The organism is Bariatricus sp. SGI.019 (genome assembly GCF_050315235.1).
In the GTDB taxonomy this organism is placed as follows: Bacteria; Bacillota; Clostridia; order Lachnospirales; family Lachnospiraceae; genus JAFBIX01.
The window spans coordinates 108,734-122,329 of the sequence record NZ_JBNPOQ010000001.1 but is presented as its reverse complement, the minus strand read 5'-3'; the positions used below and the strand labels follow the sequence as shown (position 1 = coordinate 122,329).

General features: G+C 43.3%; 17 protein-coding genes. 15 read left to right on the top strand and 2 right to left on the bottom strand.

Translation table 11 applies throughout. From position 1 onward, the window contains the following. Positions 1–4 precede the first annotated feature (4 nt). The 11 genes from ACQRD1_RS00695 to ACQRD1_RS00645 all read left to right on the top strand — a co-directional run bounded on the left by ACQRD1_RS00695 (position 5) and on the right by ACQRD1_RS00645 (position 8,065). Positions 5–1,357, top strand: coding sequence for a tetratricopeptide repeat protein (locus ACQRD1_RS00695; protein WP_427786774.1), 1,353 nt, complete (start codon positions 5–7; stop codon positions 1,355–1,357). Between the two features lie 102 nt (positions 1,358–1,459). Then, on the top strand, positions 1,460–1,771 hold the full coding sequence (locus ACQRD1_RS00690; RefSeq protein ID WP_235232273.1) for an STAS domain-containing protein: 312 nt from the start codon (positions 1,460–1,462) through the stop codon (positions 1,769–1,771). Beyond that, positions 1,772–2,227 (top strand): anti-sigma F factor, encoded by a 456-nt coding sequence (spoIIAB, locus tag ACQRD1_RS00685; protein WP_235232272.1) that lies wholly within the window; start codon positions 1,772–1,774, stop codon positions 2,225–2,227. Then, a complete protein-coding gene (locus ACQRD1_RS00680; RefSeq protein ID WP_235232271.1) occupies positions 2,206–2,919 on the top strand; it encodes a SigF/SigG family RNA polymerase sporulation sigma factor in 714 nt (237 codons plus the stop codon). The genes spoIIAB and ACQRD1_RS00680 overlap by 22 nt, the downstream gene beginning before the upstream one ends. Before the next feature lie 72 nt (positions 2,920–2,991). Beyond that, on the top strand, positions 2,992–3,156 hold the full coding sequence (locus tag ACQRD1_RS00675; RefSeq protein WP_235232270.1) for a hypothetical protein: 165 nt from the start codon (positions 2,992–2,994) through the stop codon (positions 3,154–3,156). A gap of 2 nt (positions 3,157–3,158) precedes the next feature. Beyond that, positions 3,159–3,833, top strand: a complete 675-nt coding sequence (locus ACQRD1_RS00670; RefSeq protein ID WP_235232269.1) for a stage V sporulation protein AA — start codon at positions 3,159–3,161, stop codon at positions 3,831–3,833. Beyond that, on the top strand, positions 3,793–4,209 hold the full coding sequence (locus ACQRD1_RS00665) for a stage V sporulation protein AB (protein ID WP_235232268.1): 417 nt from the start codon (positions 3,793–3,795) through the stop codon (positions 4,207–4,209). The genes ACQRD1_RS00670 and ACQRD1_RS00665 overlap by 41 nt, the downstream gene beginning before the upstream one ends. A gap of 128 nt (positions 4,210–4,337) precedes the next feature. Then, positions 4,338–4,796 (top strand): SpoVA/SpoVAEb family sporulation membrane protein, encoded by a 459-nt coding sequence (locus tag ACQRD1_RS00660; protein WP_235232267.1) that lies wholly within the window; start codon positions 4,338–4,340, stop codon positions 4,794–4,796. 50 nt (positions 4,797–4,846) lie between these two features. Further along, positions 4,847–5,851 carry a stage V sporulation protein AD gene (locus tag ACQRD1_RS00655; RefSeq protein ID WP_235232266.1) on the top strand — a complete coding sequence of 335 codons (1,005 nt, stop codon included), beginning with the start codon at positions 4,847–4,849 and terminating at the stop codon, positions 5,849–5,851. A gap of 93 nt (positions 5,852–5,944) precedes the next feature. Continuing rightward, positions 5,945–6,301, top strand: a complete 357-nt coding sequence (spoVAE, locus tag ACQRD1_RS00650) for a stage V sporulation protein AE (protein WP_235232265.1) — start codon at positions 5,945–5,947, stop codon at positions 6,299–6,301. A gap of 123 nt (positions 6,302–6,424) precedes the next feature. After that, positions 6,425–8,065: a Na/Pi cotransporter family protein gene (locus ACQRD1_RS00645; RefSeq protein WP_235232264.1), complete on the top strand. Its 1,641-nt coding sequence runs from the start codon at positions 6,425–6,427 to the stop codon at positions 8,063–8,065. Positions 8,066–8,138: 73 nt separating this feature from the next. Here the strand turns inward: ACQRD1_RS00645 and ACQRD1_RS00640 are convergent, their stop codons facing one another. Together ACQRD1_RS00640 and ACQRD1_RS00635 are read right to left on the bottom strand one after the other, a co-directional pair. Continuing rightward, positions 8,139–8,435: a GNAT family acetyltransferase gene (locus tag ACQRD1_RS00640; RefSeq protein WP_427786773.1), complete on the bottom strand. Its 297-nt coding sequence runs from the start codon at positions 8,433–8,435 to the stop codon at positions 8,139–8,141. A 94-nt stretch (positions 8,436–8,529) separates the two neighbouring features. Further along, the gene (locus tag ACQRD1_RS00635) at positions 8,530–9,324 is read right to left on the bottom strand and encodes an IclR family transcriptional regulator (RefSeq protein WP_235232262.1); all 795 of its coding nucleotides are present in this window, start codon (positions 9,322–9,324) and stop codon (positions 8,530–8,532) included. Between the two features lie 310 nt (positions 9,325–9,634). Between ACQRD1_RS00635 and ACQRD1_RS00630 the strand changes: the two genes are divergently transcribed. From ACQRD1_RS00630 to ACQRD1_RS00615, 4 genes are read left to right on the top strand one after another with little or no spacing between them, the layout of a single operon-like run. Beyond that, positions 9,635–10,237: a dihydrodipicolinate synthase family protein gene (locus ACQRD1_RS00630; RefSeq protein WP_235232261.1), complete on the top strand. Its 603-nt coding sequence runs from the start codon at positions 9,635–9,637 to the stop codon at positions 10,235–10,237. A 10-nt stretch (positions 10,238–10,247) separates the two neighbouring features. Beyond that, positions 10,248–10,892: a hypothetical protein gene (locus ACQRD1_RS00625; RefSeq protein WP_235232260.1), complete on the top strand. Its 645-nt coding sequence runs from the start codon at positions 10,248–10,250 to the stop codon at positions 10,890–10,892. Positions 10,893–10,894: 2 nt separating this feature from the next. Continuing rightward, positions 10,895–12,361, top strand: a complete 1,467-nt coding sequence (locus ACQRD1_RS00620; protein WP_235232259.1) for an NAD(P)/FAD-dependent oxidoreductase — start codon at positions 10,895–10,897, stop codon at positions 12,359–12,361. After that, positions 12,348–13,586, top strand: coding sequence for an NAD(P)/FAD-dependent oxidoreductase (locus ACQRD1_RS00615; protein WP_427760801.1), 1,239 nt, complete (start codon positions 12,348–12,350; stop codon positions 13,584–13,586). Before ACQRD1_RS00620 ends, ACQRD1_RS00615 begins: the two co-directional genes overlap by 14 nt. Positions 13,587–13,596: the final 10 nt, after the last annotated feature.

Below are 13,596 nucleotides of genomic sequence, written 5' to 3'. Positions count from 1 at the left end.
GTATATGGATTATACAACAAAATTGTCTTACCAGTCCATGTACTGGTATAATGATGGATTGAAGAAAGCGAAGATTCGAGATTTGTCCGGTGCAATTGCATCTTTGAAGAAGAGTTTACAGTATAATAGAGGGAATATTGCATCCAGGAATCTGCTGGGGCTTGTGTATTATGGGCGAGGAGATATTGTAGAAGCGTTGGTAGAGTGGGTCTTGAGTAAGAATTTTCAGTCTCATGAGAACATTGCTAATTACTATATTCAGAAAGTCCGGGAGTCTCAGGAAGAACTGGAGATGATCAACCAGGCGATCCGTAGATATAATCAGGCTTTGCTCTACTGTCAGCAGAATGGTGAGGACCTGGCGATCATTCAGCTGAAAAAGGCTGTGGCTGCCCATCCGACGTTCGTAAAAGCGCATCAGCTTCTGGCGTTGCTCTATATCAAGACGGAACAATATGGAGAAGCAAGGCAATCCATCCGTGCCGCTCATAAGCTGGATACGACGAATGAGATTACCCTGCGATACATGCATGAATTGAATCAGATCCGTAAGGCAAGGACGGTGAAGATCAAGGAAAAAGACAAGAAGGAAAAGCATACTGTTACCTACAATATTGGTAATGAGACTATTATTCAACCGGTATCTTCCAGTTATAAGGATAATGCCGGGCTGCACAGTGTTGCGAATATTGCACTGGGTGTATTGGTAGGCGTGGCTGTGATGTGGTTTTTAATCATGCCGGCGATGAACGCTTCCCGGCAGGAAAAGGTGAATCAGCAGACGGTGGAATTCAGTGATAAGATTGCCACTCAGGAGGCGCAGATCAGCGCACTGAAAAAAGAACTGGAAGAATACCGCTCTACCAGTGAAGAGACGCAGAACGCGCAGGCCACGGCAGAATCCACGCAGAGCAGTTATGAGATTGTGATGTCGATTGCAGCCCATTACCGGGCAGGGGATATGAGTGATGCCGCTATGCTGGAGGAGCTTCTGAAGGTGAATGCAGATTCGCTGGGGACAGTTGGAAGGGATAAGTTTGAAGAGATTACATCGGAGTTATATCCAAGAATGTGTTCGAATCTATTTGCAACATCCCAGCAGAATTATGAAGTTGCCAATTATGATACGGCAATTACCAATCTGGAACAGGTCATGCAGATGGATGCAGGCTATAATGACGGGGCAGCAATGCTTTTGTTGGCACAGTCCTATGAGAAGAAGGGTGACCAGGATCAGGCGAATATGAAGTATCAGAAGATTATCGAAGATTATCCGGATACAGATGCGGCAAGGGCGGCTCAGGAAGCTCTGGATGCGCAGAATTCCGGTGGTAATGCAGACGGTACAGAAGAATAGGGAGTTTTATATACAAAAGAAAAGGATATGCATAATAATATGTGCATGTCCTTTTTTCTGTTCTTTTTTACGTATAGAACAGCTTTGAGGAAGGAGACGAATATGAAGTATCAGGTACAGGAGAATTGTCTGACGGTGTTCCTGCCCCGAGAATTGGATCACCACAATGCCGAAGAGATCAGGAAGGAATCCGATCACTTAATTGAACACAATCATATCCGGTATGTCATCTTTGATTTTGCGGAGACGAATTTTATGGACAGTTCCGGAATCGGTGTGATCATGGGGCGTTATAAACGAATCTATATGCTGGGAGGAGAGGTGTGTGCAGTGCATGCCAATGAAAGAATGAAGAAGATATTGACGATGTCAGGAGTAACCAAAATTATGCAGATATATGAGGAGGATAAGTAGATGGAACATACCAATGAGATGCAGTTAATCTTTGACAGCCGCTCATCCAACGAATCATTTGCCAGAGTGGCAGTGGCGGCATTTATGACAGCGCTGAATCCGACGGTGGAAGAAGTATCCGATGTGAAGACGGCGGTCTCTGAGGCAGTGACCAATGCAATCATTCATGGATATGAAAATGAGGTACATAACATCTGTATCCGTTGCCGTACTGAGGATAAGACGCTTTATCTGGAGATATCGGATGAAGGAAAAGGAATTGAGGATGTGCAGCAGGCGATGGAGCCGATGTTCACAACAAAACCAGAGCTGGATCGTTCTGGAATGGGGTTCTCTTTTATGGAGGCCTTCATGGATCATCTGGAAGTCGTATCTGCTCCTGGGAAGGGGACGACGGTCAAGATGGAAAAAACAATTGGAAAAGGACGGAGATTATGGACCACACAATCGCTTTGATTCAGAGATCTCACGAAGGGGATGAAGAAGCAAGAGCACGATTAGTGGAGGAAAATGCAGGTCTTGTCTGGTGTATTGTGAAGCGGTTCTATAATCGGGGTGTCGAGGCAGAGGATCTCTTCCAGGTGGGGAATATCGGACTTTTAAAAGCAATTGATAAGTTTGATCTGACTTACGATGTTAAGTTCTCCACCTATGCGGTGCCAATGATCTCGGGGGAGATCAAACGATTCTTAAGGGATGACGGTATGATCAAGGTCAGTCGCTCTCTGAAGGAACTGGCGTACAAGGCATATATTTGTCAGGAAAAACTGCAGGAACAATGGGGGAGGGATCCGACGGTCACAGAGATTGCAGAGCAGCTTGGCGTGGAGAGAGAAGAACTTACCATGGCGCTGGATGCCAACAGCGATATTGAATCCCTGCACAAACCGATTTTCCAGAAAGAAGGGCAGGAGATCCGTCTAATGGACAAGCTGCCTGAAAAAGAAGGGAACGAAGACCGGATTCTGGATCACATGCTGTTACAACAGCTGCTGGCCTATCTGGACAAAGAAGAACGACAACTGATCTATCTGCGCTATTTTGCCAATCAGACGCAATCCCAGGTCGGAAAGACATTGGGAATCTCGCAGGTTCAGGTGTCGCGAATGGAAAAGAAAATATTGAAAAATCTGCGGGAACGAATATAACAGGCATACCATGTATATTTTTTTCTGAAATCATCCATACTAATCTGCAAAAAGAATGAAGAGGTGGATCGTATGGATGAGGCAAGGAAAAAGCTCAGGGTATGCCTGATCTGCGTTGTGGCAGTGGCAGTCATTGTTGGGTGCATCTATTATTTTGGAAGTGTAAGAGAACAGAATAATGTCAGTGAAGGGACGCTGGTCCGTCTGGAGGAAGAGATTGTGGAGGACGGAAGATAGAGATGGCGGGCAGTAATGAGACAGTATACATTAAGGCAGACCGGGATGTGGAGGTGAGCAACCCAGATGTTACGTTGGGAGATGTGCTGACCATGGAATGTTCGAATCCACATATTGTACCCAAACTAAACACTATAAAATTGCTAAAATTTCATCACACGGATAACAAGAATCAGAATCGGGTTGCAGTCTCTGTCTTAAAGGTGATTGAGTGTATCCACAAGGAATATCCCAATATCAATGTGGAGAATATGGGAGAGACTGATTTTATTGTTACCTATGAAGTGCAAAAAGATTCTGGAGGTATCTGGCATTATGCGAAGATTACGGCAGTGGTGATCATTAGCTTTATTGGGGCGGCATTTTCTATTATGGCATTTAACAATGATGTAGACACCACCAAGATGTTCGCACAGATCTACCAATTACTGACGGGTAAGACTTCTGATGGATTTACGATACTCGAGCTTACTTATTGTATCGGACTGATTATAGGAATATTGACGTTCTTCAATCATTTTGGGAAGAAAAAGTTTACCGTTGATCCAACACCTATGGAAGTAGAGATGCGGCTATACGAAAACGATATTCAGACCACCCTGATTGAGAATTACTCCAGAAAGGAGAAAGAACTGGATGTGGGCAGCACAGATCATACTGGCCGTCATCGGTCTTAGCTCCGGGTTAGTGGTGGCAGGAGGACTCTTCTCATTTATCAGTGGTCTCGGCGTCATCTCTGACTTTGCCGACCGGACACACACCGGAGAACACATTCTTCTCTACGAGACCAGCGTAGCTCTTGGCGGAATCCTGGGGAATATCTTCTTCATATACCATATCGCCATCCCACATGGAGAATGGATGGTGCCAGTCTTCGGTCTGTTTGGCGGAATCTTCGTGGGGTGCTGGGCCATGGCATTGGCAGAAATCCTCAACGTATTCCCCATCTTTATCCGACGAGTCAGGCTGGTCAGAGGAATACAATACCTTATACTGGGGATGGCAATTGGCAAAGGAATCGGGGCGTTCGTATTCTTCGCAGAAAGATGGTAGGTGGGGACGGGGGTATTTTCATTTTCCCCCGTCCCAGATGAAAATATCCCTGTCCCTTTTTGGGTTTGCCCTGTCCCCATTTAAATAGATGAAAATATGATAGTGAAATGATATGGAGGTAAGTAATTGTGGACAAGAAAAAGCAGCAACAAGCATATGAAAATTATGTAAAGCAAAAGACGCCGGTGCACAATCTCCCTGCAAATATGGCAAAAGCATTTGTGGTAGGAGGTGTTATCTGTGTAATTGGACAGGCGATCTTAAATTATTGTGAGAAGATGGGACTTGGCAAGGATATCAGCGGTGGCTGGACTTCTATGATTCTGGTACTGCTCAGTGTGGTTTTGACGGGATTTAATATTTACCCAAGTATCGCAAAATGGGGTGGCGCCGGTGCTTTGGTTCCGATTACTGGATTCGCCAACTCAGTGGCAGCTCCGGCTATTGAGTATAAAAAAGAAGGACAGGTCATGGGAGTCGGCTGTAAAATATTTACCATTGCAGGACCAGTTATCTTGTATGGAATCTTTACAAGTTGGCTTTTGGGACTGGGATATTGGATATTGAAAATCAGTGGTATTGTATAGCCTGACTTGGAAAAATGGATAGATTGTCAATAAGAAAGTGAGAATAATGTATGGAAAAGGGATTACAAAGTATTGCATTTGAGCAGTCGCCGTTTCTTATTACCAGTGCATCTGTGGTAGGGAAGAAGGAAGGCGAAGGGCCTCTGGGAAATATGTTTGATCTGATAGAGACAGAGGATTTATTTGGAGAAGATAATTGGGAATCGGCAGAAAGTGCTATGCAGAAGGAGGCTTGTCTTTTGGCACTTGAAAAAGCACATTTGCTGCCAGAAGACATCCGGTATCTTTTCGGGGGAGATCTTTTGAGGCAGGGAGTAGCGACTTCGATGGGTGTGGAAGAATTGGAGATTCCAATGTTCGGACTTTTCGGAGCATGTTCGACTTCGGGAGAAGCACTGGCGTTGGCGTCTATGAGTGTGGCAGCAGGATATGGAGAATATATGATGGCAGTGACATCCAGCCACTTCGCCAGTGCAGAGAAGGAGTTCCGTTTCCCATTAGGATATGCAAGCCAAAGACCACTGTCCGCGCAATGGACTGTGACGGGAAGCGGTGCATTTATCGTAGGAAAAAGAAGAAGTCATGTCAGGATTACCGGAGTCACCATAGGAAAAATCATTGATTATGGGTTGAAAGATTCCCAGAATATGGGAGCGTGTATGGCACCGGCTGCCTGCGATACTATTATAAGAAATCTTGAAGATTTTGAGCGTACACCAGAAGATTACAGCCGTATCATAACCGGAGATCTCGGATACGTCGGCCAGAGTATTCTTTTCGATCTTATGCGGGGAAAAGGATATGATATTAAAGCCAATCATATGGACTGTGGCATGACAATCTTCAATCAACAGTTACAAGATACCCATGCAGGAGGAAGTGGATGTGGATGCGCTGCGACCACATTGTCCGCATATATTCTGCCCAAAATAGAAAAAGGCGAATGGAAAAGAGTATTATTTGTCCCGACTGGGGCACTAATGTCCACCGTCAGCTACAACGAAGGAGCCAGCGTCCCGGGGATTGCACATGGGATTGTACTCGAACATTGCTGATGGGGACACGGCAAATTGAAAAAGGGACACGGAGATTTTCATCTGGGACGGAGGAAAATGAAAAAACCCCCGTCCCCACTTTAGGAGGTTAACATGGATTATATAAATGCATTTTGGGTCGGCGGCTTGATATGTGCCGTCGTACAGATTTTATTAGACAGGACGAAGTTGATGCCGGGGCGTGTCATGGTGCTTTTGGTCTGTACCGGGGCGGTACTTGGAGCATTGCAGATCTACCAGCCTTTTCAGGAGTTTGCCGGAGCCGGAGCGAGCGTACCGCTTACCGGATTTGGCAATCTGTTATGGAAAGGTGTGAAGGAAGCAGTGGATCAGGAGGGATTTATCGGTATCTTTATGGGAGGTTTCAAAGCCAGTGCGGTGGGAATATCGGCGGCATTGATTTTCGGCTATTTGGCATCCTTGATTTTCGAACCGAAGATGAAGAAGTAAAAGGTCGAAAAAAGTAAAAGAATTGTTAAGAAAATCGAAAAATTTGTTGTTTTCTCTATTTATAGATGTTATTGTAAAAAAGGTGGGTTTAACACATGTGCATATATTAGTAGGAGGAAACCAATGAATTACTTAGACATTATCATACCATTTGTCGGTGGATTGGGAATGTTCATCTATGGTATGCAGATTATGGCTCAGGGCCTGGAAAATGCAGCAGGAAATAAGATGAAGACTTTGCTGGAGGTCCTGACCAAGAATAAATTGATGGGTGTTCTTCTGGGAGCGGCAATTACAGCTGTGATTCAGAGCTCATCCGCAACGACCGTCATGGTTGTCGGTTTTGTAAATGCCGGAATCATGAACCTGACACAGGCAATGGGCGTCATCATGGGTGCCAATGTCGGTACGACGGTAACCGGATGGCTGGTATCAGCAGTAGAATGGGCAAAGTTTTTAAGTCCGGCAAAACTGGCGCCAATCGCAGTGATACTTGGTGTTGTTATCATGCTGACAGGAAAGAGACGTTCCTCGAAGGAAATATCTAGTATCATTATCGGATTTGGTCTACTCTTTATCGGAATTACAACCATGTCTTCTGCGGTAGAGCCTTTGCAGGAATCAGAAGCATTCTGTGGAATACTGGTAACATTAGGAAATAATCCGATTATGGGAATCCTGACAGGTGCGTTGGTAACTGCGGTGATTCAGAGCTCCTCAGCTTCGGTCGGTATCCTGCAGAGCCTTGCAGCGGCAGGACTGGTTCCGTTCAGCGCAGCAGTCTACATCATCATGGGTCAGAATATTGGTACTTGTGTGACAGCAATCTTATCAAGTCTTGGAGCTAAGAAAAATGCGAAGACAGCTGCTTTGATGCATCTGTTGTTTAATATTATTGGATCTGTTATTTTTAGTGTTTTTGCAATTGTATTTTTCGAGATTATCAATCCGACGATGGGAGCAGGAATGATCAGTCAGACACAGATCAGTATGGTGCATACGGCATTCAATATTGGAACGACAGTGCTTCTCTTCCCAGTATCTGGCTGGATTATTACACTGGCGAAGAAGATTGGCCGTGTGGATGAAGATGGACAGGATCAGAGTGTTGTTCTTCTGGATGACCGTATCTTAGAGACTCCTGGAATCGCTTTGCAGTCAACGGTAAAAGAAGTTGCGCGTATGGCCAAGATTGTGGAAGAGTCTTTAGAAGTAGCAAAAGAGGTACTCTTTACACTAAAAGAAGAAGATATCCAATTTCTGAAGGAAGAAGAAGATACCGTAGATAAATTAAGTGCAGGCATCACAAATTACGCAATCAAGCTGAGTTCTTTGCAGATTAGCGAGAAGGAACATCAGGATGTCGCTCATCTGCTCCAGATGATTTCCGATATTGAGCGTATCAGTGACTACTGCGAAAATATTTCCGAATTTGCGGAGACCTTGTATGAGAAGAAAGTGTCCTTCTCTGAGGTGGGGACTGCACAGTTGAAAGAAATGCTGGATGTATGTGCGGATAGTTATAAATATGCATATGAAGCATTTACAGAAAGAAGCCGGGAGAAGGCTCTGAAAGTTATTGAAAAAGAGACGCAGGCAGATGATCTTGAGATTACGCTTAGAAGTAAGCACATCAAGCGTCTTGCGAATAACCAGTGCAACACAGAGGCAGGTGTTGTGTTCCTGGATGCTCTGGTATGTCTGGAACGTATTTCCGACCATGCACGAAATATCGCAGAAGAAGTGCTGGAACAGCAGGCATAGTAAGGGAAAGTATTTATAATAAATATAGTGGCGCAGGATAATCTGAGACATTTTCAGAGCTCCTGCGCCACTTTTATGCTTCAAGGACGATCTTCATTTTGTCCTTGTCAATCTGTTCCCAATGTGTCCGTTGTTCATCAAAACGTTGATTGATCCAGACAATTGCTTCGTCTAATCCTTCCTGGGTAAATGCAAATCCTTTCCGTTCTTTCTGCTCATCGGGTGTAACCTCAAAGCTCCAGGGCTCCGGGTAGACCCAGGTGTTCAAAGTATCTTCAGAAGCTGACAGATAAAAACGCATTCCATGATAGGAACCTGAAAAAGGTTCTTTTTTTAATGCTTTTATATTTAATCCAATCGTTGAAATCATACAAGTCCCTCTTTTCATATTATGGATCTGTTGTCACAACATTAGTATACCAGCAAACATAGATTTTTCAATGGAAAAGTCTCCTTTTGCGATTTTAGGCAGAATATTCGGTACCCACGCGAAATAAGCTGTGGGAGATTTTGTTAGATACTTCATGCAAGATGGGCAGGTATTTGAGGAGATCGTCTGTGTCCTCCACTCCTATAAACCCGCTGAAGGAGATTGCAGCAATCACGGTTCCCTCACGGTCATAGACAGGAACGGCAATGCAGCTTCCGTTTTCTGTTGATTCTTTGTGATCAAAAGCATAACCTTGCGTGGCTGTCTGCCTTAATTCTTGCCAGAATCGTTCCGTGTCTGTGATGGTATCTTCGGTAAGCTTTGTCAGTTCGCAGGCGTTGATGATCCGTTCTGCGTAGTTGATTGGAAGAGAGGACAAAAGAATCTTTCCTCCTGCGCAGGCGTGGATTGGGAGATCAGTATGCATTGGCGGCACATAGTCTACAAATCGATTTGTACGGGATTGTTGGATGATTACGCAATGTTTGCCGTTTCGTACCATCAGATTCATTGCCTGTCCATATTGGTCGGTATAGTCTTGCATGATAAAAAGTGCAACATCCTGAAGAGCAAGATAGAGATTGTTCTTCTCTGTAATAAAGCTAAGTTTTTCACCACTGATATATCGGTCATCACTCAACTGAAATACCCATCCCGATTTTTCTAGGGTTTTTAAAATGCGGAAGGTTGTTGAAGGGTTCAAATCACACTTTTTGGCGATTTCATTTACACCAAAACGACTGTTAGGGGCCCTTAACAAATCCAAAACTTGTAATGCACGTTCTACCATTTTTATTGTTTCGTTATTTTTAGGGGTCTGTATGTTCATAAAGAACCTCCCTTCTGTACTGTATTGTGTTGTTTAGGTCAATATGAAAGAGTATGGAATATATATTTCGGTATATATAATATAATACATGTTGTGCAAATATGTCAAATATTTATCTATATAATAATTATTAATGTGCAATAGCGACAAAAATAAGAAAAACTTATTGTGTAAAATACCAGTTTTTTAGAAAAATAAATATTTTTATTGTGTTTTCTGATATGTTGTGGTAAGTTGAACTTGGAACAAGTATTCCGAAAATAAAAATCCAACCCAAAAACAAAAATCAAAAAGAAAAGGAGAGATTATCATGCAGAAAGAAAAACTTAATGGAATTTACATCCCAGTCATCACACCGTTTAACAAGGATGAATCAATTAATTTCAGTGCCATCAAAGAACTGACCAAATTCTTGGCTGATAATGGTGTAACTGGTATCATTCCATCTGGAAGTACAGGAGAAATCACTGCTTTGACAACAGATGAACAGATCGCAATTAATAAAGCATACATAGAAGCTGCTCATGATAACAACATTAAAGTAATTGCATCTACAGGTGCTTACCGTACAACGGATGTTATCAAGATGTCTCAGGCAGCAGAATCAGATGGAGCAGACGGAATCATGGCTGTTACTCCTTGGTATATGGCTCCAAACGAGAAGGAATTAGTTGCTCACTACAAAGCAATCCATGATTCAATCAATATTCCTGTAATGTTATATCACAACCCATACTATTCTACATGCTTACTGAGTGATAAATTCATGGCTAAGCTGTACAACGAAGGATGCATCGATGCAGTAAAAGAGCGTCAGGCAGATGTATTCCGTCAGCAGAACCTTCGTCATCTGACCGATGATGGATTCGCTATCTTCTACGGATATGATGTATACTCTTGTCTTTTCAGATAAAAGTAAGAGTATGTCATTTAAGACAAGCACTTGTAATCCTGATAATCCAATGCGTAAGAACATGGAACATATTGTTGGAGAAGTAGGATTGGATTTCATACTGAATGTAGTCTTGAATAATAAGATGGAAGTTGCAGATGCATATGCAGGGCATTTTATCAAAGCACACAGAGAAGCCTGTGCAAGTGCAGCAAAATTACTGAAAACAGAATTGGTTCCAGATGCAGATATTTCAGTGCTTTCGGCGTTCCCGAAAGATACGGAGTATTCACAGATTGGAACATGTTTTGCAGTATTGGGGCATCATAAAGAAGCGTGTGTACGCAAGGATGGAACGATCGTTGCAATGACAGCAGCCAGCGAAGGTCCGGGATTTCACTCTTTGTTTGGCCCGGGAATGAGATTGTTCTCTCCGCATGATGATAATATTCCTCCGCAAGAGTTAAGAGGAATTCAGACAATGATCTATTCAGACGGAGTCTCTCGGATAGATATCCGCCAGTTTTATAAAGGAAAAGTGCCGGAAGTCTATCCAGACTGGGACACAATTTTAGAGCAGCTAATGGAAAAGTACAAAGGTAAAGATCCGGTTGTCGCAATCTATCCAATGGGAGCGATACAGATCGGTTATCTGGATGAAGAAAAAGAGGTTTGATTATGGATGGAAGATTTGATGTCGCCATTATCGGCGGTGGAGTAGTAGGAAATGCCGTTGCCAGAGAACTTTCACGATATCAGCTTAAGATTTGTGTGTTGGAGAAAGAATTAGATGTTTGCAACGGTGTCAGCGGACACAATACTGGTCTGCTGCATTCAGGAATTCTGCATAAACGAGGAACCTTACGTACGGAATGCTGTATGGAAGGAAATGCAGAATTTGAACAGGTAGCAAAAGAGTTGGATGTACCGTTCAAACGATGCGGGAAATTCATTGTTGGTTCTGGAGAAGAGGAACGGAAGCGTCTGATGGCTTTGTATGATCGTGGATTAGACAATGGAATTCCGGGAATTCGTATGTTGGATGAATCCGAATTGAAAGAGATGGAACCAAATGCGCAGGGAGAATTTGCTATTTTTGTACCTTCTGCCGGAATTCTCTGTCCGTTCTCCTATACGATTGCATTAGCAGAAAATGCAGCAATGAACGGAGTAAAACATTTCTTTGATCATGAGGTGACAGGTATCACAAAGAGTGCAGATGGTTACGAAATTGCAACAACACAAGAAACAGTTTCGGCACGTTGGATCGTAAACTGTGCAGGACTTTATTCTTATAAGATTGCAGAGATGCTGGGATATGATTCTTATAAACCGAGCAGAGTAAAAGGAGAATATATTATTCTGGACAAACGTGTTGGTGATAAACTGTCCCGTCCAATCTATCCGACACCGAATGAAGCAGGTGCATTTGATGTTCATGTAACACCAACGATTGATGGAAATATTCTGGTAGGACCTACCATTGAGACGATTGGAAAAAATGTGAACTACGATGCAACACAGGGAATGATCCAGCATCTTGGCAAGATGGGCGCGGAATTGTTCCCATATGTAAGGAAAGAATATTACATCCGAAACTATGCAGGTGTATTCCCGACACTTGAGAATCCGGATTCTGATGAAGAACTGGATTTCCAGATTCAGACGAAGGAAGAAGTTCCTTGTACCGTCAATGTTGTTGGTATTACGTCACCTGGTCTTACAAGTGCTCTTCCGCTTGCAAGACGTGTCGTGGAAAAGATTAAGAATTCAGAAAAACTTACATCAAATCCTGATTTTAATCCTGTTCGTAAAGGAATTGTTCGTTTTGCAGAACAGAGTAAAGAGGTTCAGGATCAACTGATTAAAAAGAATCCTGATTATGGTGAGATCTTCTGTCGGTGTGAATGCGTTACAAAAGCCGAGATCAAGCAGGCAATTCATAATATTCTTGGAGTTAGCACAGTCAGTGGAATTAAGTATCGTACTCGTGCAACCATGGGACGCTGTCAGGGCGGATATTGTGAAACCAGAATCACGGCACAGATTCAGCAGGAATTGAATAAAGACAAGACAGAGATACTTTTAAATAAGAAGAATGCCTATATGTTCGTAGGGGAGGTGAGACCAGATGAAGAAGCATGATGTTGTAATTATCGGAGGTGGTCCTGCAGGACTTGCAGCAGCGGTGAAATTAAAACAGCAGGGAATTGATGATATCCTGATCATTGAAAGAGAAAAGCAATTAGGTGGAATTCTGCGTCAGTGTATTCATGATGGCTTTGGTCTGACACGTTTTGGTGAGACATTGAGCGGACCGGAATATTCACAGCGTTTTATTGATATGGTAGAGGAATTGGAGATCCCTTATATTACCAATGCTACAGTAATAGATCTGTCAGGAGATAAGATCGTGACGGCAGCTACTCAGGATGGTCTGCTTCAAGTCCAGGCCAAAGCAGTGATCTTAACGATGGGATGTCGGGAACGTACAAGAGGTGCGCTGGCAATTCCAGGCTCACGTCCATCTGGGATCTATAATGCAGGTGTTGCCCAGAGTTACATTAATCTGTTTAACACAATGGTTGGTAAAGAGGTCATTATTATGGGTTCCGGTGATATCGGAATGATCATGGCAAGACGTATGACTCTCGAAGGAGCGCACGTAAAAGCTGTGTTTGAAGTACTGCCATATCCAAGCGGTCTTCCGCGTAATATTGAGCAGTGCCTGAATGATTATGATATTCCGTTATATCTGAGTCATTCCGTAGTCAATATTAAAGGCGATACACGTATTGAGGGAGTGACCGTTGTACAGGTGGATGAGAACATGCGCCCAATCCCAGGAACGGAGAAAGACTTCTCCTGTGATACGCTGGTATTGTCGGTAGGCCTGATCCCGGAAAATGAATTGTCTATAGAAGCCGGAGTTCTTCTGGATAACAGGACCAAAGGTGCAGTTGTCGATGAAAATTATCAGACAGGTGTACCGGGAATCTTTGCGGCAGGAAATGTTCTTCATGTTCATGATCTGGTAGATTTCGTTTCTCAGGAAGCAGAACGTCTGGCAGATGGTGTTGCTGCATATCTGAAAGATGGGGAATTGCCGAAATGCGATATTACGGTAGAACCAGATGCTGCCATTGGTCATGTGATTCCACAGAAAGTCAGTGGACAGCAAGACTTTGGCTTGTCTATGCGTGTGCGCAAACCATTGAAAAAATGTTGTGTGACAGTGAAGCAGGGAGATGTGGAATTAAAGACAGTAAAACTTCCAAAGGCAAACCCTGCGGAAATGATTCAGTTTGTAGTTCCGGCAGAAAAAATAAAGGCTGACGAGAAAATAGAGGTGTCTGTATATGAAAGATGAGAAAAGAACC